Below are 25509 nucleotides of genomic sequence, written 5' to 3'. Positions count from 1 at the left end.
CCGGGGCGGCTGTCGCGCACGCACCTCAGGACGAGTAGGCCGCCTTCAGCTTCCCCTTCACGAGCTTGCCCGTGGGAGTGCGGGGAAGCCGGTCGACGAAGTCCACCGACCTCGGCACCTTGAAGTGCGCGACCCGCTCTCGAACATACGAGAGCAGTTCCTCGGCGAGCTCCGGGGATTCGGTGGCATCCGGGGACAGTTCCACCACCGCCTTGACCTCCTCACCCATCTCCGGGTGGGGGACGCCGATGACGGCGACGTCGTCGATGGCGGGGTGAAGCGCGAGGACGTTCTCGATCTCCTGCGGATAGATGTTCACGCCGCCCGAGATGATGGTGAAGGACTTGCGGTCGGTCAGGTACAGGAACCCGTCCTCGTCGAGGTACCCGAGATCCCCCACCGTCGTCCACGTCGGATGCTCGGGATGCTGTGCGGTCGAGGTCTTCTCGGGATCGTTGTGGTAGGTGAAGGGCACGTGATCGGCTTCGAAGTAGATCGTTCCGATGTCGCCGGCCGACAGCACCGTGCCGGCGTCGTCGCAGATGTGGGCAGGGCCGATGACGCTCTTGCCCACCGAGCCGGGATGGTCGAGCCATTCCTGGCTGTTGATGAACGTGATGCCGTTCGCTTCGGTCGAGCTGTAGTACTCGTAGATCACGGGGCCGAGCCAGTCGATCATGGCGCGCTTGACGTCGGGTGGGCACGGCGCTGCGGCATGGATGAGTACCCGCAGGCTCGAGAGGTCGTGGCGGGCCCGGATCTGCGGGTCGAGTTTGAGTATGCGCACGAACATCGTCGGGACCATCTGCCCCGCGGTCACGGAGTACTCCTCGATGTGGCGCAGCGCGGTCTCGGGGTCGAACTTCGACGCGAGCACCACCGTGCCGCCGAGCGCGTGGACCGCCGCACCCCAACGCAGGGGCGCGGCATGGTAGATCGGTGCGGGGGAGTAATAGACGTCGGCGTCGCTGATGCCGAACATGTACTGCGCCACCATCACCAGCGATTCACCCGGTTCGTCCACGCGGCGGTCGGGCAACGGCGGCTGGATCCCCTTGGGAAATCCGGTGGTGCCCGACGAGTAGAGCATGATCGCGCCGGACGGTTCCTCGTCGAGTCGTGGTCCGGCGCTCGCGATCGCATCCTCGTACGACTCGAAGCCGCGAACCGCGCCGCCGAAGGCGAGCCGGGCCGACCGGGCGGCAACCGTGTCTCCGACGTGTTCGGCCAGGTCGCCGAGAGTCGCCGAGACGACGAGCGCCTTCGCGCCGCTGTCCTCGACGATGTAGGCGACTTCACCGGCAGTGAGATGGCTGTTGACCGCCGTGATGTAGAGGCCCGAACGCAGTGCTGCCCAGAAGACCTCGAAGGCTTCGACCCGGTTGTCCGTGAGCAATGCGACGACGTCGCCCGGCCGGAGTCCCGCGTCGTGCAGTACCCGTGCCAATGCCGCCGAACGGTCGTCCAATTCGCGATAGGTCAGGCTGCGGTCGCTGTCGGCGAGAACGACAGCGATTTTGTCGGGTGTGTTGCGCGCGTGGACGCCGGGGTACATGGGGCTCCTTACCGCCTGCACGAACAGTGCAGGCCTGTGTCCTGGATCACAACGGAACGTAGCAGAGGCCGGGATGTCGGTGTGGTCCAGGTCTCACAGGCTCGTAAGGCCGCGCAGACGAGCGCGCCCGCGCACGAAGTTGTGCGCGGGCGCGTCGCCGGTTCGATGGGGAATCAGGCTCCGGTGAACTTCGGGGGCCGTTTCTCGGCGAAGGCACGGGGACCTTCTTTTGCGTCGGCACTCTTGAAGACCGCGGCACCGAGTTCGGCGTCGATCCGGAACGCCTCTTCCTCGTGGAGGCCCTCGGAATCGCGAATCGTGCGCAGGATGGCCTGGACGGCGACCGGACCGTTGTTCGCGATGGTCTCCGCGATCTCGAGTGCCTTGTCGAGTGCGGTGCCGTCGGGGACCACGTAACCGATGAGCCCGATCTCCTTGGCTTCGGGCGCCTTGATGTGCCGGCCGGTGAGCAGGATGTCCGCTGCGATCGTGTACGGAATCTGGCGGACGAGGCGCACGGCGGAACCGCCGAGGGGGAACAGTCCCCACTTCGCTTCGGAGACACCGAATTTGGCGCTTTCGCCGGCGACCCGGATGTCGGTGCCCTGCAGGATTTCGGTGCCACCCGCGATGGCCGCGCCTTCGACTGCGGCAATGAGGGGCTTGGTCAGCCGGCGGCCTTTGAGGAGGGCGGGTAAGCGGGACAGGTCCCAGCCACCGCCCTCGAACTTGTCACCCGGTGCCGACTGGTTCATCGCCTTGAGGTCGGCGCCTGCGCAGAAAGCGCCGCCGGCACCGGTGAGGATCGCGACGCGGATCTCGGGATCGCTGTCGACTCGATCCCAGGCGTCGGACATGATCGCCATCATTTCGCCCGACAGCGCGTTGCGTGCCTCCGGCCGGTTGAGCGTCACGATGAGAACGTGACCGCGTTGCTCCACGAGGCAGTGGGGAGCGCGGGACGAAATGTCCGAATCGGCTGCGCCGGGGGCTGCGGGAGAGGACACTGGGGACTCCTGGCGGGTGTTGTGAAATAGGTCTCAGTAAAGTCTTGTCAATAACGGTAACACGTTCTATTTTTGTGGCGTGCCCCTTAACATCGCAGACCTCGTCGAGCACGCAATCGACCTCGTTCCCGACCGTGTCGCACTGGCCTCGGACGGCAGGGAGGTCACCTACGGACAATTGGAGGAACGAGCCAACCGACTCGCCAACTACCTGGCCGAACAGGGTGTCCAGCCCGGTGACAAAGTCGGGATCTACTCCCGCAACACCATCGAGGCCGTCGAGGCGATGGTCGCGGTGTTCAAGATCCGGGCCGTCATGGTCAACATCAATTACCGGTATGTCGAGAACGAGTTGCAGTACTTGTTCGACAATTCCGATACGGTCGCCCTCATTCACGAGCGCCGGTACTCGGACAAGGTCGCCAACGTTCTGCCGTCCACGCCGCTGGTCCAGACCGTCGTGGTGATCGAGGACGGCACCGACGGCGACTTCTCGTCGTACGGAGGGGTCGAGTACGAGACCGCGCTGGCCGGGAGTTCGGCCGAGCGCAACTTCGGTGAGCGCAGCCCCGACGACCTGTACATGCTCTACACCGGCGGCACCACCGGCCATCCCAAGGGCGTCATGTGGCGCCACGAGGATGTCTGGCGCGTGCTCGGTGGCGGCATCAACTTCATGACCGGCGAGTGGGTGAAAGACGAGTGGGAACTCGCCAAGCAGGGTGCCGAGAACCCCGGGCTCGTGCGGTATCCCATTCCCCCCATGATCCACGGCGGCGCGCAGTGGGCGCTGTTCCAGTCGCTGTTCAGCGGCGGCAAGGTCGTCATGCACCCCGAGTTCTCGGGCCACGAGGTATGGCGAATCATCGACGAACACAAGGTCAACGTCATCTTCATCACCGGTGACGCGATGGGCCGCCCGATGCTGGACGCACTCGAAGAGGGCAACCCGAAGACGGGTCAGCCGTACGACCTTTCGACTCTCTTCGCGATGGCGTCGAGTGCCGCGCTGTTCTCTCCTTCCCTCAAGGACCGCTTCCTGGAGCTGCTTCCCGGCAAGGTGCTCACCGACTCGATCGGCTCGTCCGAGAGCGGGTTCGGCGGTCTCGGAATCGTGGAGAAGGGCAAGACCCGCGGCGGCGGCCCCACGGTGAAGATCGACGAGTCGACCACGGTGCTCGACGAAGACGGCAACCCCATCGCTCCCGGCTCGGGGCAGGTCGGCCTGATCGCGCGCAAGGGAAACATCCCCCTGGGCTACTACAAGGACGAAGAGAAGACGAAGGCGACGTTCCGCGAGTACAACGGCGTCCGTTACTCGATCCCCGGCGACTACGCCCGGGTCGAGGAGGACGGCACCGTCACGATGCTCGGGCGCGGTTCGGTCTCGATCAACAGCGGCGGCGAGAAGATCTACCCCGAAGAGGTCGAGGGCGCGCTCAAGCAGCACCCGGCTGTCTTCGACGTGCTCGTGGTCGGCGTGCCCGACGATCGGTTCGGCGAACGGGTCGCCGCGGTGATCGCGCTTCGGCAGGGCCACACCGCGACTCTCGACGAACTGGTCGCGAGCGCCCGCACCAAGATCGCGGGCTACAAGGTGCCGCGCAGCGCATGGTTCGTCGACGAGATCAAGCGCTCGCCGGCGGGCAAGCCCGACTACCGGTGGGCCCACGAGCAGACCGAAGGGCGCCCCGCCGACGAGCACTGCACCCCGAGCGCTTCCGGCGCGGTGGGCTGAGAGGCAGGGAGATGCAGACCAGCCTCGGCCGGAAGTTCGGAATCGACTATCCGATCTTCGGGTTCACTCCCTCCGAACACGTCGCCGCGGCCATCAGTCGCGCCGGCGGACTCGGTGTCCTCGGATGCGTGCGCTTCAACGACGCGGAGGAACTCGACGCCGTCCTGACCTGGATGGACGAGAACACCGACGGCAAGCCGTACGGCGTGGACATCGTGATGCCGGCCAAGGTGCCCACCGAGGGCACCGCGGTCGATCTCGACAAACTGATCCCGGCGGAACACCGCGCGTTCGTCGACCGGACCCTCGCCGAACTCGGTGTTCCTCCACTGTCCGATGACGTCGAGCAGGCGAGCGGTGTACTCGGCTGGCTGCATTCGGTGGCGCGCTCCCACGTCGACATCGCTCTGGGGCACAGGATTTCGCTGATCGCGAATGCTCTGGGTTCGCCCCCGAAGGATGTCATCGACCTCGCTCACGAGAAGGGAGTGCCGGTCGCGGCATTGGCGGGGGCGGTGGAGCACGCGCGCCGGCACGTCGAGAACGGTGTCGACATCGTGATCGCCCAGGGATACGAGGCCGGAGGGCACACCGGTGAGGTGGCGTCGATGGTGCTCTGGCCCGAGATCGTCGATGCCGTCGGCGATTCCGCGTCGGTACTTGCCGCGGGCGGCGTCGGGTCCGGCAGGCAGGTTGCGGCCGCATTGGCGCTGGGGGCCGACGGGGTCTGGATGGGTTCGTACTGGCTCACCGCCGCGGAATACAAACTCGGCTCCGCGGCCGACGGCCCGTCGTCGATCCAGCGGGCGCTGCTCGGTGCGACGTCGTCCGACACGGTGCGGTCGCGCATCTATTCGGGCAAGCCGGCGCGACTGCTCAAGACCAAGTGGACCGAGGCGTGGTCGCGGCCGGACGCACCGTCGCCGCTGCCTATGCCGCTCCAGAACATCCTCGTCAGCGAGGCGCACCAGCGCATTTCGGCCGCGAACGACCCCGAGGTCGTCGCAATGCCGGTGGGCCAGGTGGTGGGCCGAATGAACGACATCCGTCCCGTCGCCGACATCATGAACGAACTTGTCACCGGCTACGACCAGGCGGTCGATCGTCTGAACGAAGCCCGATAGTCCGGGGGGATGGAACTGTGCCCGGGAGGTGAATCCTCCCGGGCACAGTCTTCTACTTGCGGACCAGAATCGTGAGCAGCGCCTGAATCTGCTCGACCGTGGGGGAGGGCAATCCGTCGCGGCCGTACACGAATCCGATCCCCGCGTACACCAGTGTCCCGGCGCGGACCCGTGCCTCGTCCTTGTCGAAACCGAGTTCGAGGAACGCGTTCTCGACCACCGTCATGATTCTCTGATCGAGGGCGCGCACGGATTCGGCGACCTGCGGGTCGCTCCGCGCCCACTCGCGCACCGCCACCTCGGCCTCCCAGGCGCGGTCGTCGACGAGCATCGTGCCCATGCGCGTCAGCCGTTCCCGGACGGGCAGTTCTTCGACGCTCGTCAGGCCGCGGGCAGCGTCGTTGTCTTGTGAGGTGTACCGGGTGGCGATGGCCTTCATCAGGTCGTCGATGTCGGTGAAGTGCCAATAGAAACTGCCCTTGGTGACGCCGAGTTCGTCGCACAATCTGGAGATCTTCACGGCAGTGCGGCCTTCGGTGACGAGCAACTGCAACCCGGCCGCGGTCCAGTCGTCGAGGGAAAGCCGGGGGCGCCGCCCGGACCGCGAGCCGTCCTTCGTCGGTTGCTGCGCCACGGGGTCGTCACCTCTTGTCTCTCGCTGTACGCGTCGAGCGTACATGTCGCGGGAAAAGAGAACGTGGGCGAGCGATACCGCGCACCCCGAGAGGGTATCGAACGGCCTTCCGGCACACTGCAATACAGATCATCATGTCGACTACAGCGATCGCGGCCAGGACGGAACGTCGACCACACCATACCGTATGGTATTGTGACGGCAGTCACGAAATGTGCTCCCTTCTCGGCTGCGGTCGCGTGAAAACGGAAGCCTGGTCCATGCGGAATATCAGTCGCAGAACTCTTCTCGCCGGAATCGCAGCCGGCGCCGGCGCAAGCGCGCTGGTCGGCGGTCGTGCGGTCGCCGACAGCCCCGACCTGCCCCGTCCTATGCTTTTCCCGTCGCCCCGGCTGACGCCGTTCGTCGACGACCTTCCCATCCTCCCGAGGCTCGAGGGCTCGTCGCTGACGATCGACGCGGTGAGCGCGACACACAGCTTCCACCGCGACCTCGCGCCCGGTCCGACCCTGGCCTACGGAGACAGCACGTATCTCGGTCCGGTGATCACCGCGCACCGCGGACAGGAAACGGCGATCGAATACCGGAACCGGATCACTGTGCATCCGTTTGCTGCCGACGTCGACACCACCCTGCACGGGCTGAGCGAGCGGGACCGCACCGAGGTGCCCACATCGATGCACCTGCACGGCGGCGTGACGCCTCCCGAATTCGACGGTCACCCTCAGAAGATCGCGCGACCGGGAGAGGGATCGACGTACCGCTTCCCGAACAGGCAGGATGCGGCCGGGCTCTGGTACCACGACCACGCCATGGCTGTTACGCGCCTGAACGTCTATGCCGGGCTGGCGGGTGTGTACCTGCTCCGCGACGACTACGACACCGGAGAACGCGGCAACCCGCTCGGACTGCCGGCCGGTGAGTTCGAACTCGAACTGGTACTGCAGGAGAAGATCGTCCACGGCGACGGACGCCAGAGCATCCGCTCCACCCCGATCGTTCCGCAGGGTAGGTGGGAAGGCGGCGCGGTCGGTGACGTCGGCGTCGTCAACGGCAAGATCTGGCCCGAGGCGCGGGTGGCACGGGGCCTCTACCGACTGCGGTTGGTCAATGCCGCGTCCTTCAGTGTGTGGGATCTGCGTTTTTCCAACGGCATGCCGTTCTGGGTCATCGGGATGGAAGGCGGACTGCTCGACGCTCCCGCACCGACCACCCACGTACGGCTGGCACCGGGCGAACGCGTAGACCTGCTGGTGGATTTCGGCATGCTCGAACCCGGCGCCACCGTCGAACTCCGCAACACCGAATCGGCCGCACCCCAAGCCGCCCAGATCGGTGCCGTGCACATGCCGATGTTTCTGCGTTTCCGGGCCGAGGCCGCGCGCGGCTTCACCGGACCGGTACCGGACCGACTGCGCGGCGGCACCGGGCAACCGCCGATCGTGGGAGCCACGCCGGAACCCGCGCACATTCGCAACGTGTCGCTGAGTCAGCCGTCGGACGTACGGCTACCCCCGTCGATCATGTCGCTCAACAATCTCAGATTCCACAGCGACGATATCGAGATGCCCCGGCAGGGCACCGTCGAGCAGTGGAACATCGTCAACGCGACACCCGACCCGCACCCGATCCACCTGCACCTCGTGCACTTTCGCGTCGTGGGACGCCAGGCGATCGACACCCTCGCGATGTGCGCGCGGCAACCGCAGCCGCCGATCGGCACCAAGTGGACCCCCGACGCCGATCCGTTCGTCGTGGAACCACTGCGTGGCCCCGAGCCGTGGGAGACCGGATACAAGGACACCGTGATCTGTGATCCGAATTCGGTGACCCGCATCGTCGCCTACTTCCCGACCGCCGACGAACTGGGCTTCGATCCCGACGCGACGTTCCCGGCTGCGGTCGGCACCGCAACGACCGAGAGTGCCGGGCACCACGAACACACGGAACACCGGGACGACCACCGGTTGCAGGGCTACGTGTGGCACTGCCACGTCCTCGACCACGAAGACCACGACATGATGCTCGAGTATCGGACGGTGCGATGAACCCCACGACAGGCCCCGAACCCCGCGACCACTTCCAGCGCATTCCCTACGAACCGGCGACGGACGGCCGCGTCGAGATGCACTCCGGTCTGAGCCGCCACTATCCGACGCTCCACGGCAACCTCGTAGCGGCACCCGGATACTCACGCGAGGTCGGCGTGATCATGTGCCATCCGGCGTCGAACTTCCTCAGTCACTTCCTGCTTCGCGCGTTCGCCGGCGCCGGCATCCCGGCGATGGGCCTCAACACCCGGTACGCATCCAACGAACCCGCTCTCATCATGGAGCGCGCGGCGTTCGACCTCGGTACCGGCGTGCGATGGATGACGGACGAACTCGGTTTCGAGAAGGTGGTGCTGCTCGGGTTCAGCGGCGGGGGCTCGCTGGCCTCGTTCTACCAGTCGCAGGCGGAGAACCCCACGGTCACGCAGACCCCCGCCGGCGATCCCGCCCGGTTCGCCGACGCGAAACTGCGCCCCGCCGACGGACTGCTGCTCGTCGGAGCTCACCCCGGACGGGCGCGGGTGCTGCGGCACTGGATCGACGGCGCCGTCGTCGACGAGGCCGACCCGTATGCGACCGATCCCGACCTCGACCTGTACGCGCCGGGCCGGACGGTACCGCTCGACCGCGAGTGGGTCGCCCGCTACCGCGACGCGCAACTCGCCCGGATGCGCCGCATCGACGCGTGGGCTCTCGGGCAACTCGACGAACTGAACCGGGTGGGCGCGTCCGACCGTGGGTTCGTGGTGCATCGCACCGTCGGAGACCCGCGGTTCGTGGATACCACCCTCGACCCGTCGGACCGAGAGGCCGGCAGCATGTACGGCGATCCGGCCGCCGCGAACACCGCCGCCGGAGGACTCGCCCGATTCGTGACGGTGCGCAGTTGGCTCAGCACCTGGAGCGTCGACCACACGCACGCCGACGCACTGACCGATCTGAGCAACGTCACCGCGCCGGCGCTCGTGATGAGCCTGCTCGGCGACCAGGCCGCTTTCGCCGAGGATTCGCGTCTCATGCGTGATGCCCTGCCGGGAGAGGCGGAACTGATCGAGATGCGCAACCTCAACCATTACCTGGTGGACCAACCGGGTGGCCTCGATGACGTCGTGAGCCGCCTGACCGGATGGAGCCGCCGCACGGTGACAGACGACCGAGCCGAGGAGGCGTCGGCATGACCGGAACACTGGAAACACGCGCATCCGGGGAATCGGATACCCCGGACCGCTGCCCGAGCGCGTTCCCCTACTGGCAGGCGAAGGCCCGGCCCGGTGTCCGGCGGGTACGGGGACTGATTCGCGCCGTGACGGGCTTCGACATCCTTCCCACCGACGAGCAGGCTCGCGCACTGTGCAACGACCTCTACAGTGGCGACCCCACCGCGGAGCGCTTCGTGGACGAGGTCTACCACGGTGACCTCGGCCCCCAGGCGGCCCGCGCACTGCTCGAGCGGGCCCTGACGGAGGGCATCGACTCCGTTCCCGAGGCACCCGACGCGATGAAGGCGCTGTTCGACGAGTTCGAGACCGTCCCCGAATGGGTGCAGCCGGAACTCGTGGAACAGGGCGCCGAGATCTGGCGGCGCTGGGGCACGATGCTGTTCAGCTTCGCAGGTGCGGAAACTCTCGAAATCTATACGGAATCCGCTGTCGCGACACCGCTCTCGCTCGCCGGCGGTTACGCGGGCGACAACGCTCTGCGCCGATTCCTCGAAACCTCGCGGTTCTGGATCGACGTGTCCGAGCCCGGCGCGCTTCTCGCCGCCGGATCGCGCGGCCGGGCCACGGCGCTGAAGGTGCGGATCATGCATGTCTCCGTACGTGCCCGCGTGGCCGGGCACCCCGAATGGGACGCCGCCAAATGGGGACTTCCCATCAGCCAGACCTACATGCTGCTCACGCTCATCGCGGGCAGCGTGACTCCGGGGCTGGCACTGTGGACTCTCGGCTACCACACCACACCGCGAGAAATACGGGCGCTCATCCACTTCCAGAAGTACATGGGCTACCTCCTCGGTGTGCGGACGACCTGGTACCCCGAGACGATCGGCGACAGCGTGCGGACGTTGCTCACCACCGTCGTGTCGCGGTCGTACGACTCGGGGGAGTACGGCAAGGAACTCATCGAGTCGTACCCGCAGGCGTTCGCTCCGCGAGAAGGGCACCGTGGTCTCGCCCTGCTCCGTGCGAAATACAATTTCCGCATCAACTCGGTGTACTCGGCGATGTTCATGTCGCCCGGCACCCGGCGGAAATACTCGATGCCGAAGGTGCTGCCGTGGATCCTCATCCCGGTTGTGCGGTTCCCGCTGATCACGCTCATGGAACTCGCCCGGCGATTCGTGCCGGGCGTGGGCACGCTGCACGAGAAGATCATGGTCGTCCACCGGGAGAACTGGTACCGAGCCCAAATGGACGGCCGCGAAGCACAATTCGACGCCAGCGGTGCGCTGCGTCGTTGATCGGACATGCGATCGAGCGGGCGGCTCGACCGCACAGTGTGACAAGTACCCCGCCGACACCCGAACTCTTGGAGACAACCCATGCCCGCTCTACAGATCGTCGAAGCCTGGAACGGACCGGGACGCCGTGACGGCGAGATCACCGTCGTCGGACCGAAAGACAATGCCGCTCATCCTTCCAGCGAGAAACACGCCTTCGAACACTGGTATTTCGACGCACATCTCGACGACGGCCGGATCGTCGTCGCGATGGTGCAGACGCGGGAACTGGTGCACCGCAGACCCGGAGTGGAGATCCACATCTACTCGCCCGACGGGCAGCGCAGGGAGGAGATCCGGCAGTACCGTGACTCGGACCTCACGGTGTCGGAGGAACGCTGCGACGTGCGGGTCGCGCACAACACGGCACGTCTCGTCGGAGAGGACGAGGGCAAGCCGATCTACCGTGTCGCCGTCTCCGAGGGCGGCCTCGGATTCGATCTGACGTTCACCGTCCTGATTCCGCCGTGGATGCCGGGCAGGGGCCGGACGAGTTACAACGACCGCGAGTTCTTCGCCTGGGTCGTGGGCGCGCCTCGGGCCTCTGTCGCCGGCACTGTGACGGTCGACGGCGTCACCACCGAGGTCACCGGTCGCGGCTACCACGACCACAACTGGGGTGTCGGTGACATGAAGCGTGTCATCGACAAGTGGTACTGGGGCAGGTTGTACACCGACGACTTCTCCCTCGTGTACGCGATGGTGCACACCCAGAAGAAATACGGTGCCCACTGGTCGCAGCCGGTGATGATCGCCCGGGACGACCGGATCGTGCTCAGCAACGGCGAGGTCGAGATGACCGAGGGCCCCGCGGTCTTCGACCCGGTCGCCGATCGCACCTATCCGTCGTGGCTGCGGATCCGTGTTCCGGGCTCGCTCGATCTGAAGCTCACCGTCCGCGACATCGTGCACGCCCACAATCTTCTCGAAGACGTACCGCTCGCCTCGAGCGCGCTGGTGAAGCCGATCGTCAATCGACTCGTCGGCCGCCCGGGGTACTTCCGATTCCGGTCGGATTTCACGATGACGGTCACGGTCGATGGCGAGGAGTACGTCCGTACCGGGACCACACTGCACGAGATGGTCGCGCTCACGTGAGCGGAGGCAGCGACGGTCGCGTGGAGGTCGACGATCCGCCGGGTCTTTCCTATCTGCGGGGATTCGGCAACGAGCATCACAGCGAGGCCGTCGAGGGTTCGCTGCCGTGGGGGCAGAATTCCCCCCAGCGTGCGCCGTACGGTTTGTACGCCGAGCAGCACTCGGCGACCGCGTTCACCGAACCACGCGAACACAACCGCAGAACATGGACCTACCGGATCATGCCGTCTGCCGCGCACGGGCCGTTCGAGCGCGTCGACAGCCGTGGCTGGGTGTCGGCGCCGGCGTCCGGAGGCGTGCTCACCCCCAACCGGATCCGGTGGGATCCGCTGCCTCCACCGGCACCCGGGACGGATTTCGTGGACGGGATCATCACCTACGCCGTCAACGGCGACGTCCACGCCCGCACCGGCATAGCCGTACACCTCTATTCCATGTCGTCGTCGATGACCGACCGGTACTTCGTCGACTCCGACGGGGAACTGCTGTTCGTCCCGCAGGACGGTGAACTGCTGCTCTGCACGGAATTCGGGCGCCTCGCGGTCGGCCCGGGTGAGATCGCGGTGATCGGCCGTGGCGTGCGGTTCCGCGTCGAGCTGCTGGGGGAACGGGCGTCGGGCTACGTCTGTGAGAATTACGGGTCTGCCTATGCGCTGCCCGAACTCGGCCCCATCGGGGCGAACGGTCTCGCACACGCACGCGACTTCCTCTATCCCACCGCCTGGTACGAGGACCGGAACGGACCTGTCGAACTGGTGAACAAGTTCGGTGGACAGATCTGGGCGACCGAGCTGGATCATTCCCCACTCGACGTGGTCGCCTGGCACGGCACGCACGGTGCCTACAAGTACGACCTCGGCAGGTTCAACGCGATGACCACCGCGGGGTGGGACCATCCCGACCCGTCGATCTTCACCGTGCTTACCTCCCCGACGCCGATACCGGGCCAGGCGAACGTCGATTTCTGTGTCTTCCCCGACCGGTGGGTGGTTGCGGAGCGCACCTTCCGGCCACCGCATTTCCACCGCAACGTCATGACCGAGTTCATGGGACTCGTACGCGGGCGCCACGATTCGAAGGCCGAGGGGTTCGTACCCGGCGGTGCGTCCCTCCACAACCAGTGGGGCGCGCATGGTCCCGATGCGGAGACGTTCGACCTTGCCACCGCGGCCGACCTGGTACCGGTCAAGCTCGAGAACACCCTCTCGTTCATGTTCGAGACGCGATCGGCGCTCACCGTGACCGACGCCGCCTACCGCTGTGCGCACCGTCAGACGGACTACGACGCGTCGTGGTCCGGGCTCATCCGTCGCTTCACCCCGCCTTCTTCCTGAGGAGTCCCGATGACCGACCTCTCCACCCCCGTCCCCGCCCCCGTCACAATTCCCGACTCCGGCCTGCGTATCGGAGGGCGGACCGTCCCGGCGCAGTCCGGTGCACACTTCTCGTCGATCAATCCGGCGACCGAAGAAGTCGTCGCCGAAGTGGCAGCGGGCGGCGCCGCAGACATCGACGCCGCCGTCGACGCGGCCCGCGACACCTTCGAGTCCGGAGTGTGGTCGCGCATGCCCGGCGCCGAGCGTGGGCGAATCCTCACGCGCGTGGCGGATCTCCTCGAACAGCACGCGCCCGAGTTGTCCGCGCTCGAGACAGCGGAGATGGGAAAGCTCTACGCCGACACCGTGGCCGGTGACATTCCCGCTGCCGCCGCGTCGTTCCGTCATTACGCCGGCTGGGCCGACAAGATTGCCGGCGAGGCGATGATCCTTCCGGATGTCGGCCCCCAGCACCGATTCGGATTCACGCTGCGGCAGCCTCTCGGCGTGGTCGGTGCGATCACACCGTGGAACAACCCGACCGTGGTTGCGGCCTGGAAGATCGCACCCGCGCTCGCAGCCGGATGCTCGGTGGTGGTCAAACCCGCAGAGGACGCATCGCTGGCGACGCTCAGGCTGGCCGACCTGCTCGCCGAAGCCGGTGTGCCCGACGGTGCGTTCAACGTCGTGCCCGGGCTCGGTCCCGAGGCCGGTGCTGCGCTCGCCGCGCACACCGGCATCGACAAGATCACTTTCACGGGAAGCCCCGCGGTCGGAAAGACCATCACCTCGCTCGCGGGCGAGAAGTTCCGGAAGGTCACCCTCGAGCTGGGCGGCAAGGCCCCGCAGTTGATCTTCCCGGACGCGGACCTCGACGCGTCGCTGCCGTGGATCGCGATGGGCAACTTCTACCACCAGGGCCAGGTGTGCGCGGCGGGTACGAGGGTGATCGTGCACGAGTCGATCGCCGACCAGGTGGTGGAAGGGCTCGTCGAGTTCGCCCGCAACGCGGTCGTCGGCGACCCCTTCGACCCGGCCAGCACCCAGGGCACGATCGTCAATCGCAAGCAACTCGACCGCATCCTCGGCTACATCGAGAAGGGGCGCAGTGAGGGCGCCCAGCTCGTCACCGGAGGATCCCGCATCGGCGACCGCGGTTTCTTCGTCGAACCCACCGTGTTCCGCGGCACGAACGACCTCACCATCGCGCAGGACGAGATCTTCGGCCCGGTCGCCACGGTCATCACGTTCAAGACCACCGACGAGGCGGTCCGGCTCGCGAACACCACCAAGTACGGCCTCAACGCCTTCATCTTCAGCCAGAACCTCTCCACGGTGCACAGCGTCATCCCGCAGTTGCGGGTCGGAACGGTGTGGGTCAACGGCTGGGGAGTGCCCGACCCGGCGCTACCCTGGGGCGGGCGCGACGCCAGCGGTATCGGCCGCGAACTGGGCCGCAGCGGCCTCGAAGCGTTCACCGAGGAGAAGACGGTTCACCTCGGTTACTGACCGAAGGAACAGGCAACACAGTGCAATCCGGTAACGCAGGTACGCAGGGTGATTCGGCGCAGACGACGGCAGGCACCGGTGCGCTCGCGGACATCAGGGTGCTCGAACTGGGCACCCTGATCGCGGGTCCGTTCGCCGGACGCCTGCTCGGCGACATGGGCGCAGACGTCATCAAGATCGAGGATCCCGCTCGTCCCGACCCGCTGCGTACATGGGGACAGGGCGAGCGGGACGGGCACCGATTCTTCTGGACGGTGCACGCCCGCAACAAGCGCTGCATCACTCTCGATCTGCGCGCTCCAGACGGTCAGGAACTGTTCCGGCGCCTGGTCGCCGAATCGGACGTCATCGTCGAGAACTTCCGGCCGGGCACCCTCGAGAAGTGGGGACTCGGGTACGACGTGCTGTCCGAGATCAATCCGGGCCTCGTCCTGGCCCGCGTGTCCGGGTACGGGCAGACCGGTCCCAAGGCCGGGCACGCGGGTTACGCGTCGGTCGCCGAGGCCGAGAGCGGTCTGCGGCACCTCAACGGCTATCCCGGGCAGGCCCCGCCGCGACTCGCGCTGTCCCTCGGCGACACCCTCGGTGGCATGTTCGCCGTCCAGGGGGTGCTCGCCGCGCTGCTCAGCCGTGAACGCACGGGACGTGGACAGATCGTGGACGTCGCATTGACGGAAGCGTGCTTCGCGGTCCAGGAATCCGTGGTGCCCGACTACGACGCCGCCGGCGTGGTACGGGGCCCGTCCGGCACCCGCCTCGAGGGGATCGCCCCGTCGAATCTCTACCGGACAGCCGACGACATGTGGATCGTCATCGCCGCCAACCAGGACACCGTCTTCCGGAGGCTGTGCGCTGCGATGGACTCCCCGGAACTCGCAGACGACCCGCGTTTCGCCGACCACCTTTCCCGCGGCACCAACCAGGACGAACTCGACGCACTGATCGGGCGATGGGCGGCGACCTGGACGCTCGACGACCTGCTCGCACACCTGTCTGCGGCGGGCGTCGTCGCCGGTCCGGTCAACACGGTCGCGGAAGTGGTGCGCGATCCGCAGTTCCAGGCCCGCGGAATGCTTGTGCCGCACCACGACGAGCGCACGGGCCGCGACGTGCTCGGGCCTGGTGTCGTGCCGGTCCTCGCCGGCACACCCGGATCGGTTCGCATGGCGGGCGCACCGATCGCCGGTTACGACAATGCCGCCGTCTACGGCGACATCCTCGGACTCGCCGAGGCCGAGCAGGACGCGCTCCGCGAGCGCGGGATCATCTGAGTTCGGGCGAGACGCCGCTGGGCATGTTCAATCCGCCGCGCGCACTCTAAAGTAGAACCTGTTCCAGTCTTCCACTGTCTCCCGAGGAGTGCCGAATGCACACGCCCCTTTGCGACGAACTCGGCATCGAGTTCCCCATCTTCGCCTTCACCCACTGCCGTGACGTTGTCGTCGCCGTGTCGAAGGCGGGCGGGTTCGGTGTCCTCGGCGCCGTCGGGTTCACCCCCGAGCAGCTCGAAGTGGAGCTGAACTGGATCGATGAGCACATCGGCGACCGTCCGTACGGCGTGGACATCGTGATTCCGAACAAGTACGAGGGCATGGACACCGACCTCTCGGCCGAAGAACTCACCAAGATGCTGCAGTCGATGGTGCCGCAGGAAACCCTCGATTTCGGCCGCAAGATTCTCACCGACCACGGTGTGCCGCTGCCCGAAGGAGACGATAACGCGTTGCAGCTTCTCGGCTGGACGGAAGCAACGGCCACCCCGCAGGTCGACGTCGCCCTCCAGCATCCGAAGGTCACGCTCATCGCCAACGCACTCGGGACGCCTCCGGCGGACATGATCGCGCACATCCACGAATCCGGGCGCAAGGTCGCAGCCCTGTGCGGATCCCCCTACCAGGCGCGCAAGCACGCCGACGCCGGAGTCGACATCATCATCGCCCAGGGCGGAGAAGGTGGCGGACACTGCGGCGAAGTCGGCTCGATCGTGTTGTGGCCACAGGTGGTCAAAGAGGTTGCGCCGGTGCCTGTCCTGGCAGCGGGCGGTATCGGCAGCGGCCAGCAGATCGCGGCCGCCCTGGCGCTGGGCACGCAGGGCACCTGGTCCGGTTCCCAGTGGCTGATGGTCGAAGAGGCCGAGAACACCGCCGTGCAGCAGGCGGCCTACGTCAACGCCACCAGTCGCGACACCGTGCGCAGCCGCTCGTTCACGGGCAAGCCCTGCCGGATGCTCCGCAACGACTGGACCGAGGCGTGGGAGCAGGACGACACCCCGGAGCCTTTGGGAATGCCTCTGCAGTACATGGTCTCGGGCATGGCCGTCGCTGCGACGCACAAGTACCCGGACGATTCCGTCGACGTCGCGTTCAACCCCGTCGGGCAGGTCGTCGGCCAGTTCTCGAAGGTCGAGAAGACCTCCGCGGTCATCGAGCGGTGGGTGCAGGAGTACCTCGACGCGACCGGCACGCTCGAGCGGCTGAACGAGGCCGCGAGCGCCTGACCGGGACGATCACGTGGCCGCTGCGCTCCGGCGCGGCGGCCACCGTTCGTTCGCCGGCTGCGCGCGGTCGTGTTCTGCCCGCGCTCTTGCGCAGTGCCGCTCCCGGCTCCTGCTCAGCCCGTCGGCGTCAGCAGATCTTCCAGCCCGGTGGCCGGGTATCCACCGTCGCGACACAATTGCACGGTCGGTGCCCGTCGTCCCGGGTACTCGATGCACGGCATGTTCCGTGCCCCGCGCACCGCGACCGGCGAATCGGCCGGCAACGTGCAGTACAGATCCGGCGGGGTTTCCGGAACGTCGAGTTCGGTGGGCGACCGGCGTTGCTCCGGTGGCAGGAACCCGCTGATACACGGCGGCGGATCGTTGTACGAATTGACGAAATACGTGTTCTGCGCCGGGTTGTCGACGTTGGGCAGGCCGGCGGACTGTGTCGACGCCATGATCGAGGGGAAGAGCACGAGTATCTGCTCGAGCGACGGTTGATACACCGCCGCGACCTGCTCGACCGTGATGAGGTTCGCCAGGAGCAGGGGCAGGGTGGGTTCGGCGTCCTCGAACAATGCCTGCACCTGCGCGGCGGCAGGCGCGCCGACCCCGAGCAGGGTGCGGATATCGGTGTCGGAGTCACGGAGTTGCCCGGTCGTGCCGGCGAGTGACGATGCCCATCGGGTGATGGCGTCCGAGGATGCCACCTGTGTCTCGAGCAGCGGCCCGACCTGATCCAGCAGGGTCGCCGTGCTGTCGATGCTCGCGGCTGCCTCACCGCTCACTGCCGCCGCAGACTCGATGAGCGTCCGCAACGCGTCGTCCGAATCGGCGACAGCGGAGTGGGTTTCGTCGAGCAGCACGGACAGACGGTCGGTCCCGACCGACTGCAAGGTGCTGTCGAGTTGATCGAGTGCCCGTCCGATGGGCTCGGGCACCGACACACGGTCGGACCCGACGACGTCACCGTCGCCCAGGTACGGCGCGTCGGCGCCGGCAGGCAGGAACTCGACGTACTGCTCGCCGATGGCCGACATGCTCCGGACCTGAACCGCGGCGTCCGCGGGGACGGGTACGCCCGAATCGAGGGACAGCACGGCTTCCGCACCGCCGATCGTCATCGTCACAGCGGTCACGCGCCCGATCTCGACTCCGCGGTAGGTCACGTTGGCCGACGGGTACAGACCGGCTCCGTCGGTGAGTTCCAGCCGGACGTCGTAGCGGCCGATGCCGACCAGGCGAGGCACCTCCACGACCCACAGCGCGACGACGAGGACGGCAGCGAGTCCGATCGCGAAGAACGCGAGCAGGCGGGTTCGCAACGCCGCGGTAGGACTCATCGCGGGGCCTCCCCTGACGGGGGAACGAGCAACGACACCAGGTCGGGGAGGGGAGCGGCACCGCCGGTGAGCGCACCCTCGAACGGAGTGCCGAGCAGCAACGCGTTCTCGAGCGTCGGCAGGGTCAGATCGAGAATGACGGTGCCGTTCGCATAGTCGCCCCGAACCGCGTTGCGGTACGTGTCGATCGGGAACGGGAAGGTCAGCAGGTACCGCAGCGATTCGGTCAGCGAGTCGCCGGAGGCTGCCAGTGACGACAGGATGGGCTCGAGATCTCGCAGATTCGCCACCACGTCGTCGCCGCTCGCCTCGACGACCTCGGTGGCGACCCGCCCGAACTGCCCGAGGGAATCGGCGGCACGGGTCAGTTCCGCGCGCTGAGCCGCCAGCACCTCGAGCGCAGGCGCGAGTTGATCCGCGGCCGCGGCGATCCGGTCGTTGTGCACGGCAACCTCCGCGGCAAGTGCGTCGATGGACTCCATCGCGCTCACGATCCCGTTCCGCTGGGCATCGAGTCCACTCAGTACGGCGTCGAGCCGGACGAGCACCGCACGCGTCGATTCCTGTCGTCCGTCCAGCGCGCGGTTGAGCTCGAGGGAGATCTCCTGAGCCTGCGCGAGCCCGCCGCCGCTGAGGACCAGGGAGAGCGACGAGAGCGTCTGTTCGGTGGTGGGAAAAGCACTCGACCGTTCCAGAGGGATGACGTCGCCGTCCACGAGACGGCCGCGTGCGGGTTCGCCCACCGGCGGTGACAGTTCGACGTGTGCGGAGCCGAGCAGGCTCGTCTGACCGATTGCGGCACTCGCGTTGGCGGGCAGCACGGTGGAGCCGTCCAGCATCACCGTCACCTCGGCATGCCCGTTGCTCAACCGAAGCCCCGACACGCGACCGACCGTCACGTCACCCACGCGTACGCGCGAATTACGTTCCAGTGTCGTCACATCCGGCATCTCGAGGGTGACTTCGAAGGCGTCCGCCCCGTGCCCGCGCGTGCCGGGCAGGTCGAGCGAGTTGAGTCCTTGCCAGTCGCATCCGGTCACCACGAGAACACACGCGAGCATGCCTGCCGCTACCGCCGGGCGCGTACTCACGGCGACCCCGGCGAGAAGAGTTCGGTCAGGTCGGTGGGTGCCGGGGCGCCCGGTGCGAGATCCGGCTCGGTGTAGACGAGTTGGTCGGGCAGCGCGCCCACACCCCGGGTGGGATTGATGCGCGCCGGCGGATACTCCGTCGCGAGCAGCGGAAGGATCGGGCCCAGGTATTGCACGCACAGTTCGGAACCGGTGTGGGCGTCCACCTGTTCCGCAGCGGCCAGTGCCGAGCAGATGAACTGGGCCGGGTTCGCAAAGTTGGTCAGCGCGAGCGCCGACACGACGGTGTTGTGGGCCGGCTGGTAGATGTTCTGCAGGTTCGACAATGCGGTCGGCGCGACATGGAGCACCTGGGCGATGCCGTCACGCTGTGCCGCGAGCGTCTCGGCGAGCACAGCGGTGCGATCCACGGTCGTGTCGATCTCCTCGCGATTGGTGCGGACGAACCGTTCGACATCGACGAGCACGGTGTCGAGTCCGGCCAGCGCAGCGCCCATCTCGTCGCGGTTCGCGTCCAGGACATCCGTCACCGCAGAAAGCCGGTCGTGGAAGGACACGATCTGGTCGCCGCTCGCCGACAGCGCGTCGACGAACACCTGCAGGTTGCCCAGCGTGCCGAAGAGGTCGCTACGGCCGTCCGAGACGGTGCGCATCGCGGCCGACAGTTCCCGCAGAGAATCGCGGATCGCGGGGCCGTGCCCCTCGGCATTGTCGGCGGCGACGTCGAGCACCTCACCGAGTGGCCCCCGCGCATCGTCGTCGGCCGGACCGAGTTCGGTGGTCAGGCGAGCCAGTTGGGCGGTGATCTCGTCCCATTCGACGGGTACCGCTGTGCGGTCGAGCGGAATGCTCGAGCCGGGAGCGAGTTCGGGGCCGCCGGTGTAGGGCGGAGTGATCTGGAGGAAGCGGGCCGAGACCAGTGTCGGCGCCATGAGCGCGGCCTCCGCGGCGGCCGGGATGCGATGGGCTGCGTCGACGGTGAATGTCACCAGCACCCGGTCGCCGCGCGGTTCGATGCCGGTGATCCGTCCGACCTCGACCCCCATGATGCGCACATCGTCGCCGACGTACAGGCCACGTGCAGTCGTGAACTCCGCGGAATACTCGTCGGTCGCACGCCACGGCACGACGGTGAACGACACGACGGCGATCACCGCCAGGACGAGCAGCGGCACCACCCACGTCAGGAACCCTGTGCTCCGCTTCACGGAGTACCTCCCGGAACGGTGATACCGGCATCGTCGAGCGCCCGCGTGAGGGCCGGTTCGATGATCTGCATCGGCAGCAGATTCTGGATGTAGGAGTTGAAGAACGGGCCCGACGCGACCGCCTCGCCGAGTTCGGTCGCGTACGGACCGAGCCTTTCGATGGCGAGCGCGATGTTGTCGCGGTTGCGTTCGAGGACGGCAAGAACCGCGTTGACCGTGGTCAGCGTGGGCGTCAGCTGGGCCTCGTTGTCTGCGACCAGGTTCGAGATCTCCACGGACAACGCGTCGACGTTGGCGAACAACGTGTCGAGTGCTGCGCGACGGCGGTCGAGTTCGCCGAGCACGAGGTCGGCGTCGACGATGAGCGAGTCGATAGCGTCGCTGCGCTCGGCGAGCACCGCGGTGACCTGCTCCGCGTGCGTGAGCAGTTCGCGCAACGAGGCGTCGCGGCTCGCCACCGTCTCGGACAGGCGCATCACCCCGTCCACGGCGGCACCGACGTCGTCGGGTGTCTCGCGCAGGGTGTCGGACAGCACGCGCATCGAGGTACGGAGCTGTTCGGCGTCGAGTTCGGCTGCGGTATCGGCGAGATCACCGAGGGCGTCCGTCAGCTGGTACGGGGCGGTGGTCCGGTCGAGGTCCATCGTGCTGCCCGGTTCGAGTCTCCCCGGACCTGCCGGACGTACGCGCAGGTGCCGTGCACCCAGTGCGGTGGCGGTCGCGATGTCGACGGTCGTGTCGGTGCCGAGTGTGACCCGCTGGTCGACGGTGAATGTGACGGCGACGGCGTCGTGGTCGATGACGATGTCGAGCACACGGCCGGCGTCCTTGCCCGACACCTGCACGGCGTCCCCGGGGTTCAGACCGCCGGCGTCGACGAAACGCGCGCGATAGGTGGACCCGGAGTCGAACAGCGGCAGTGACCGGATGTTCAGGGCGCACAGCACGAGAACGATCAGCACGACCGTGCCGATCACACCCACGCGGGTGGGATTCATGTCGCGGAACTGTGTCATGCCGGAGCGCACCTGCCCGTCGTCTGACCGAACAGGGGCGAGGTGACGGTGTTGCCGGAAGGGTCGCTGACCTTGATGAGCATTCCGCACAGGTAGTAGTTGAAGAACCCGCCGTAGGCGCCGAGTCTGGTGAGCGCGGCGTACGCATCGGGCAGGCGTGTCGCCAGGCTGTCGATGGTGTCGCTGCGGGACTCCAGTTGTGCCGCTACGAGTTCGGTTTCGCGGAGCGTACCGGCAAGCGGGGAGCGCGTCCGGCCGAGGAGGTCCGCGACGGATCCGCTCGCCGCATCGAGACGGGTGACCGACTCGCCCAGCATCACCGAATCCTGCGCAAGTCCCGACAGCAGTTCCTGCGCGCGCACGAGTGCGGCGTCGAACGTGTCACGGTGCGCAGCGAGAGTGGCCAGCACCGCGTTCAGGTTCGTGATCACCTGCCCGACCAGGAGATCCCGGTCGGCGATGGCCGACGTCAGGGACGCGGCATGGGCAAGCACCGACTCCACCGTTCCGCCCTGGCCGTGCAGTACGGAGATGAGATCTGCGGACAGCCGGTTGACCTGGTCCGGGTCGAGCGCGCGGAACAGCGGTGTGAAACTGCCGACGAGCACGTCCAGGTCCAGTGCCGGGCGGGTCCGTTCGGGACCGATCGTCTCGCCGGCACTCATCGGGACGAGTTCTCCCGGACCATCGGACAATTCGAGATAACGGTCGCCGACGAGGTTGAGGTAACGGACCGTCGCGACGGTCGCCCGGGTCGGCGTGTAGACGGAGTCGACCTCGAAGACGACGTCGATGCGGTTTCCGTCGGCGAACTCGACCTTCTCCACCTGCCCCACTTCCACGCCGGACACCCGGACGAACTGACCCGGCTCGAGTCCGGACACGTCCTCGAACACAGCGTGATACCGGGTGTAGTCGCCGAAGCGCACCTGACCGAAGACGACGAACAACCCGCCGAGGATCAGCGTCATGACGAGGGCGTAGATGCCGGCCGCGATCGCGGTACGCGTCATCCGGCTCCTCCGCCCAGCAGTTCGAACAGGGATTCCGGTACGAATACCGGTGTGGTGTTCCGTCTCTCGAACGGATCGGCCCCGGTGCGAGCGACCACGTAAGGCGCAGGTGTTTCGTCGAGGGTGACGATCGGCAGTGCGCCGCACCGCGGACCGCCCGTCGCGGCGACCACCGGAAGGTTGCGCGGATACTCGTATGGATCGACACCGAGCAGCAGCGTCGAATTGAGCATCATGGACGATCCGTTGCCGCCGGACGCCGGTTCGGCGAGTTGCCGGGCACGGTCGGCACCCTGGAAGAAGCACGGCAGAACAGGGGAGTACTCCTCGAGCAGCGACGCGGTGGGGCGCAGGAGATCGAGCACGTCGATGATCTGCGCGGTGTTCGGTTCCACGACGCGCCGCCCTGCGTCGCCCATCCCGATGGTGGCGAGCAGCAACCGGTCGAGATCGTCGGCGCGCTCGACGATCGTTGCTCCGGTCACCGTCAGATTGCCGAGCGACTCCGTCACCTCGTCGGTCACCGGCGAGTAGATGTCGGCGGTGGCTTCGGCAGCGGCGAGGTCGCGTCGAATCACCTCGATGCGCGGCTCGAGTCGTGCGAGCACGGCATCGGTGTCCGACAGAGCCGCGCCGAGTGTCTCGCCCCGGCCGCGCAGGGCGGCCGCCAACGCGCCGAGGGTCCGGTTGAGCTTCGCGGGGTCGACGGCCTGCAGCATCCCGGACAGCGACTCGAACACGGTCTGCGTCTCCACCGTCACGCTCGAAGCCTGCAACACCGCACCGTCGGACAACCCGGGAGTGCCGGTCGATCCGGTGCCGGTGAGGGAGACGTACTTGGCGCCGAACACTGTCGTCGCCAGGATCTCGGCCTCCGCGGTGGACGGGATGCGCGCCGCGTCGGCGGGGTCGAGGCGAATGACTACCTCGGCCCCGGCAGGAGTGTGCCGGACTTCGGTCACGGTGCCGACCTGTACACCGTGCGCCTTGACCATCGCGCCGCGCTCGAGCATCAGCCCCGCCCGGCCGGTGTCGACCGTGACGGTCACCCCCGAAGCGAACGCTCCCCGGAAGTCGAGTCCGACGACGACCAGCACTACCGCGGCGACGACGACGAAGCCCGCTGTGGCCAGTCTGTGCAACCCGGTGCTCCGCATCCGTCCTGCCCGCACCGCTCTCACCCGGCCAGATGCAGCTGGCGGGCGCTGCCGTAGAGGACCAGCGAAATGAGCAGGGTGATCGTCACGACGGCGATGAGGGACATGCGCACCGCGCGGCCCGTTGCGACACCCACACCGGAAGGACCACCGCTCGCGGTGAATCCGTAGTAGCTGTGCACGGTCATGACGACGAGTGCCATCGCGACCGCCTGGAAGAACGACCACGCCACGTCGGCCGGGCGCAGGAACGTGGAGAAATAATGGTCGTACACCCCCGGGGACTGACCGAGAACGACCACGGTGGCGATACGGCTCGACAGAAACGCGGCGAGCACGGACAGCGCGTAGAGCGGAATCACCGCGATCAGGCCGGCCAGGATGCGGGTACCCACCAGGTACGGCACCGAGCGGATGGCCATGACTTCGAGGGCGTCGATCTCTTCACTGATGCGCATCGCGCCGAGTTGTGCGGTGGTGCCCGCGCCGATGGTCGCGGCCAGGCCCACTCCGGCGGTCACGGGCGCGACGACCCGCACGTTGACGTAGGCGGACAGGAACCCGGTGAGCGCTTCGACCCCGATATTGCCCAGAGACGTGAACCCCTGCACCGCGACCGTCGCACCGGCGAACAGGGTGAGGAACCCCATGATCGCGACGCTCCCACCGATCATCGCGAGAATGCCGGTCCCGAGCCCGATCTCGGAGACCACGCGCAGTGTTTCGCGTGGATACTGGCGGGCGGCCCGCCCGGTCGAGGCGAGTGCACCGATCGAGAAGACCACCTGACGGCCGACGGTGTCGACCGCGCGGTCGAGACCGTGACCGGTCCGGCGCGCAGCGTGCGCGACCCGCCCGCCGGTGGGCCGTGGCACGCTCACCGACCCATCACCGCGATCCCGATCGAGGTGAGCAGCATGTTCGCGAGGAACAGGGCGACGAACGCGAACACCACGGTCTCGTTGACCGCTTCGCCGACACTCTTCGGTCCGCCGGTGACGGACAGGCCGCGGTGACATGCGATGAGACCTGCGAGCAGCCCGAAGACGGCCGCCTTGAGTTCCGACAGCAGGAGTTCTCCCGGCCCCACGAGCAAGGTGACGCCCGCGGCGTAGGCGCCCGGGTCGATGTTCTGGAAGGTCACCGAGAACAAGAATCCGCCGGTGAGCCCGATCGCGCACACCGCCCCGTTGAGCGTCACCGCGACGGCCGTCGACGCGAGCGCGCGCGGCAGCACCAGGCGCGCCGCGGGATCGATACCGAGGACTTCGAGGGCAGCGATCTCCTCACGGATGGTGCGCGATCCGAGATCCGCTGCGATGGCTGTGGCGCCTGCTCCGGCCACGACGAGAACCGTCACCAGGGGACCGATTTGTGTGATCGCGCCGAGGCCGGCGCCCGCACCGCTGAGATCACCCGCGCCGATCTCCAGCAGCAGCGAATTGAGGGTGAAGACCACCAGGACGGTGAACGGGATGGACATGAGGACCGTCGGGACGAGGGACACCCGCGCGATGAACCAGAACTGCGAGAGGAATTCACGCCACTGGAACGGGCCCCGGAACGCACTCACGAATGCGTCGAGCGACAACGCGTAGAAACTCCCGAGGGCGCGCGCTGCGGTACCGGGCACCGATCCCATCGATCCTCGCTTCTCCCACGGGTCTTCC

21 protein-coding genes are annotated in these 25509 nt (G+C 67.2%); 10 read left to right on the top strand and 11 right to left on the bottom strand.

The features are described 5' to 3' along the window. Positions 1-25: 25 nt before the first annotated feature. Both HF886_RS08110 and HF886_RS08105 read right to left on the bottom strand, forming a co-directional pair. Positions 26-1555, bottom strand: a complete 1530-nt coding sequence (locus HF886_RS08110; RefSeq protein ID WP_169652013.1) for an AMP-binding protein — start codon at positions 1553-1555, stop codon at positions 26-28. Between the two features lie 173 nt (positions 1556-1728). Next, the gene (locus HF886_RS08105; protein WP_169652012.1) at positions 1729-2562 is read right to left on the bottom strand and encodes a crotonase/enoyl-CoA hydratase family protein; all 834 of its coding nucleotides are present in this window, start codon (positions 2560-2562) and stop codon (positions 1729-1731) included. A gap of 79 nt (positions 2563-2641) precedes the next feature. Between HF886_RS08105 and HF886_RS08100 the strand changes: the two genes are divergently transcribed. Next, positions 2642-4300, top strand: coding sequence for an acyl-CoA synthetase (locus HF886_RS08100; RefSeq protein WP_169652011.1), 1659 nt, complete (start codon positions 2642-2644; stop codon positions 4298-4300). Between the two features lie 11 nt (positions 4301-4311). Beyond that, on the top strand, positions 4312-5424 hold the full coding sequence (locus HF886_RS08095) for a nitronate monooxygenase family protein (RefSeq protein WP_169621384.1): 1113 nt from the start codon (positions 4312-4314) through the stop codon (positions 5422-5424). Between the two features lie 52 nt (positions 5425-5476). Here HF886_RS08095 and HF886_RS08090 read toward each other — a convergent pair whose 3' ends face one another. Next, a complete protein-coding gene (locus tag HF886_RS08090; protein ID WP_296549114.1) occupies positions 5477-6058 on the bottom strand; it encodes a TetR/AcrR family transcriptional regulator in 582 nt (193 codons plus the stop codon). Positions 6059-6318: 260 nt separating this feature from the next. On the opposite strand from HF886_RS08090, the gene HF886_RS08085 reads away from it, so the two are divergent. The 8 genes from HF886_RS08085 (at position 6319) to HF886_RS08050 (ending at position 17029) form a co-directional block, all read left to right on the top strand. Then, entirely contained in the window at positions 6319-8106 is a 1788-nt protein-coding gene (locus tag HF886_RS08085; protein ID WP_169652010.1) for a multicopper oxidase domain-containing protein, read from the top strand. Then, positions 8103-9287 (top strand): alpha/beta hydrolase, encoded by a 1185-nt coding sequence (locus HF886_RS08080; RefSeq protein ID WP_169652009.1) that lies wholly within the window; start codon positions 8103-8105, stop codon positions 9285-9287. Before HF886_RS08085 ends, HF886_RS08080 begins: the two co-directional genes overlap by 4 nt. Beyond that, the gene (locus HF886_RS08075) at positions 9284-10570 is read left to right on the top strand and encodes an oxygenase MpaB family protein (protein WP_169652008.1); all 1287 of its coding nucleotides are present in this window, start codon (positions 9284-9286) and stop codon (positions 10568-10570) included. The genes HF886_RS08080 and HF886_RS08075 overlap by 4 nt, the downstream gene beginning before the upstream one ends. Before the next feature lie 81 nt (positions 10571-10651). After that, positions 10652-11707 (top strand): lipocalin-like domain-containing protein, encoded by a 1056-nt coding sequence (locus tag HF886_RS08070; RefSeq protein WP_169652007.1) that lies wholly within the window; start codon positions 10652-10654, stop codon positions 11705-11707. Continuing rightward, positions 11704-13041 (top strand): homogentisate 1,2-dioxygenase, encoded by a 1338-nt coding sequence (hmgA, locus tag HF886_RS08065; RefSeq protein ID WP_346765320.1) that lies wholly within the window; start codon positions 11704-11706, stop codon positions 13039-13041. Before HF886_RS08070 ends, hmgA begins: the two co-directional genes overlap by 4 nt. 9 nt (positions 13042-13050) lie before the next feature. Continuing rightward, entirely contained in the window at positions 13051-14532 is a 1482-nt protein-coding gene (locus HF886_RS08060; protein WP_169652006.1) for an aldehyde dehydrogenase family protein, read from the top strand. A gap of 92 nt (positions 14533-14624) precedes the next feature. Further along, a complete protein-coding gene (locus HF886_RS08055) occupies positions 14625-15803 on the top strand; it encodes a CoA transferase (protein ID WP_346765325.1) in 1179 nt (392 codons plus the stop codon). Positions 15804-15898: 95 nt separating this feature from the next. Then, entirely contained in the window at positions 15899-17029 is a 1131-nt protein-coding gene (locus tag HF886_RS08050) for a nitronate monooxygenase family protein (protein ID WP_169652004.1), read from the top strand. A 113-nt stretch (positions 17030-17142) separates the two neighbouring features. On the opposite strand, the gene HF886_RS08045 is transcribed toward HF886_RS08050, so the two are convergent. The 8 genes from HF886_RS08045 to HF886_RS08010 form a co-directional block, all read right to left on the bottom strand. Beyond that, a complete protein-coding gene (locus HF886_RS08045) occupies positions 17143-18354 on the bottom strand; it encodes an MlaD family protein (protein WP_169652003.1) in 1212 nt (403 codons plus the stop codon). Beyond that, on the bottom strand, positions 18351-19445 hold the full coding sequence (locus HF886_RS08040; RefSeq protein WP_346765319.1) for an MCE family protein: 1095 nt from the start codon (positions 19443-19445) through the stop codon (positions 18351-18353). The genes HF886_RS08045 and HF886_RS08040 overlap by 4 nt, the downstream gene beginning before the upstream one ends. After that, positions 19442-20653 carry an MCE family protein gene (locus tag HF886_RS08035; RefSeq protein ID WP_346765318.1) on the bottom strand — a complete coding sequence of 404 codons (1212 nt, stop codon included), beginning with the start codon at positions 20651-20653 and terminating at the stop codon, positions 19442-19444. Before HF886_RS08035 ends, HF886_RS08040 begins: the two co-directional genes overlap by 4 nt. Next, positions 20650-21669, bottom strand: a complete 1020-nt coding sequence (locus HF886_RS08030; RefSeq protein ID WP_206038606.1) for an MCE family protein — start codon at positions 21667-21669, stop codon at positions 20650-20652. Before HF886_RS08030 ends, HF886_RS08035 begins: the two co-directional genes overlap by 4 nt. Beyond that, on the bottom strand, positions 21666-22682 hold the full coding sequence (locus HF886_RS08025; RefSeq protein ID WP_169652001.1) for an MCE family protein: 1017 nt from the start codon (positions 22680-22682) through the stop codon (positions 21666-21668). Before HF886_RS08025 ends, HF886_RS08030 begins: the two co-directional genes overlap by 4 nt. Next, positions 22679-23839 (bottom strand): MCE family protein, encoded by a 1161-nt coding sequence (locus HF886_RS08020; protein WP_169652000.1) that lies wholly within the window; start codon positions 23837-23839, stop codon positions 22679-22681. The genes HF886_RS08025 and HF886_RS08020 overlap by 4 nt, the downstream gene beginning before the upstream one ends. Positions 23840-23859: 20 nt before the next feature. Next, complete coding sequence (locus HF886_RS08015; protein WP_346765324.1) at positions 23860-24624, bottom strand: ABC transporter permease; 765 nt, start codon at positions 24622-24624, stop codon at positions 23860-23862. A gap of 92 nt (positions 24625-24716) precedes the next feature. After that, positions 24717-25481, bottom strand: a complete 765-nt coding sequence (locus HF886_RS08010) for an ABC transporter permease (protein WP_169621371.1) — start codon at positions 25479-25481, stop codon at positions 24717-24719. Positions 25482-25509: the final 28 nt, after the last annotated feature.

Source organism: Rhodococcus sp. 105337 (assembly GCF_012844225.1).
GTDB lineage: Bacteria > Actinomycetota > Actinomycetes > Mycobacteriales > Mycobacteriaceae > Rhodococcus.
Note: the sequence above shows the minus strand (reverse complement) of the source record. Positions and strands in the feature narration are given on the sequence as shown.

What these genes read in the sequence shown, in the direction of transcription:
- HF886_RS08110 (WP_169652013.1), bottom strand. Translation starts at nt 1,555, where the DNA reads ATGTACCCCGGCGTCCACGCGCGCAACACACCCGACAAAATCGCTGTC.
- HF886_RS08050 (WP_169652004.1), top strand. Translation starts at nt 15,899, where the DNA reads ATGCACACGCCCCTTTGCGACGAACTCGGCATCGAGTTCCCCATCTTC.
- HF886_RS08060 (WP_169652006.1), top strand. Translation starts at nt 13,051, where the DNA reads ATGACCGACCTCTCCACCCCCGTCCCCGCCCCCGTCACAATTCCCGAC.
- HF886_RS08030 (WP_206038606.1), bottom strand. Translation starts at nt 21,669, where the DNA reads ATGACACAGTTCCGCGACATGAATCCCACCCGCGTGGGTGTGATCGGC.
- HF886_RS08010 (WP_169621371.1), bottom strand. Translation starts at nt 25,481, where the DNA reads ATGGGATCGGTGCCCGGTACCGCAGCGCGCGCCCTCGGGAGTTTCTAC.
- HF886_RS08080 (WP_169652009.1), top strand. Translation starts at nt 8,103, where the DNA reads ATGAACCCCACGACAGGCCCCGAACCCCGCGACCACTTCCAGCGCATT.
- HF886_RS08025 (WP_169652001.1), bottom strand. Translation starts at nt 22,682, where the DNA reads ATGACGCGTACCGCGATCGCGGCCGGCATCTACGCCCTCGTCATGACG.
- HF886_RS08020 (WP_169652000.1), bottom strand. Translation starts at nt 23,839, where the DNA reads ATGCGGAGCACCGGGTTGCACAGACTGGCCACAGCGGGCTTCGTCGTC.
- HF886_RS08075 (WP_169652008.1), top strand. Translation starts at nt 9,284, where the DNA reads ATGACCGGAACACTGGAAACACGCGCATCCGGGGAATCGGATACCCCG.
- HF886_RS08070 (WP_169652007.1), top strand. Translation starts at nt 10,652, where the DNA reads ATGCCCGCTCTACAGATCGTCGAAGCCTGGAACGGACCGGGACGCCGT.
- HF886_RS08095 (WP_169621384.1), top strand. Translation starts at nt 4,312, where the DNA reads ATGCAGACCAGCCTCGGCCGGAAGTTCGGAATCGACTATCCGATCTTC.
- HF886_RS08085 (WP_169652010.1), top strand. Translation starts at nt 6,319, where the DNA reads ATGCGGAATATCAGTCGCAGAACTCTTCTCGCCGGAATCGCAGCCGGC.
- HF886_RS08045 (WP_169652003.1), bottom strand. Translation starts at nt 18,354, where the DNA reads ATGAGTCCTACCGCGGCGTTGCGAACCCGCCTGCTCGCGTTCTTCGCG.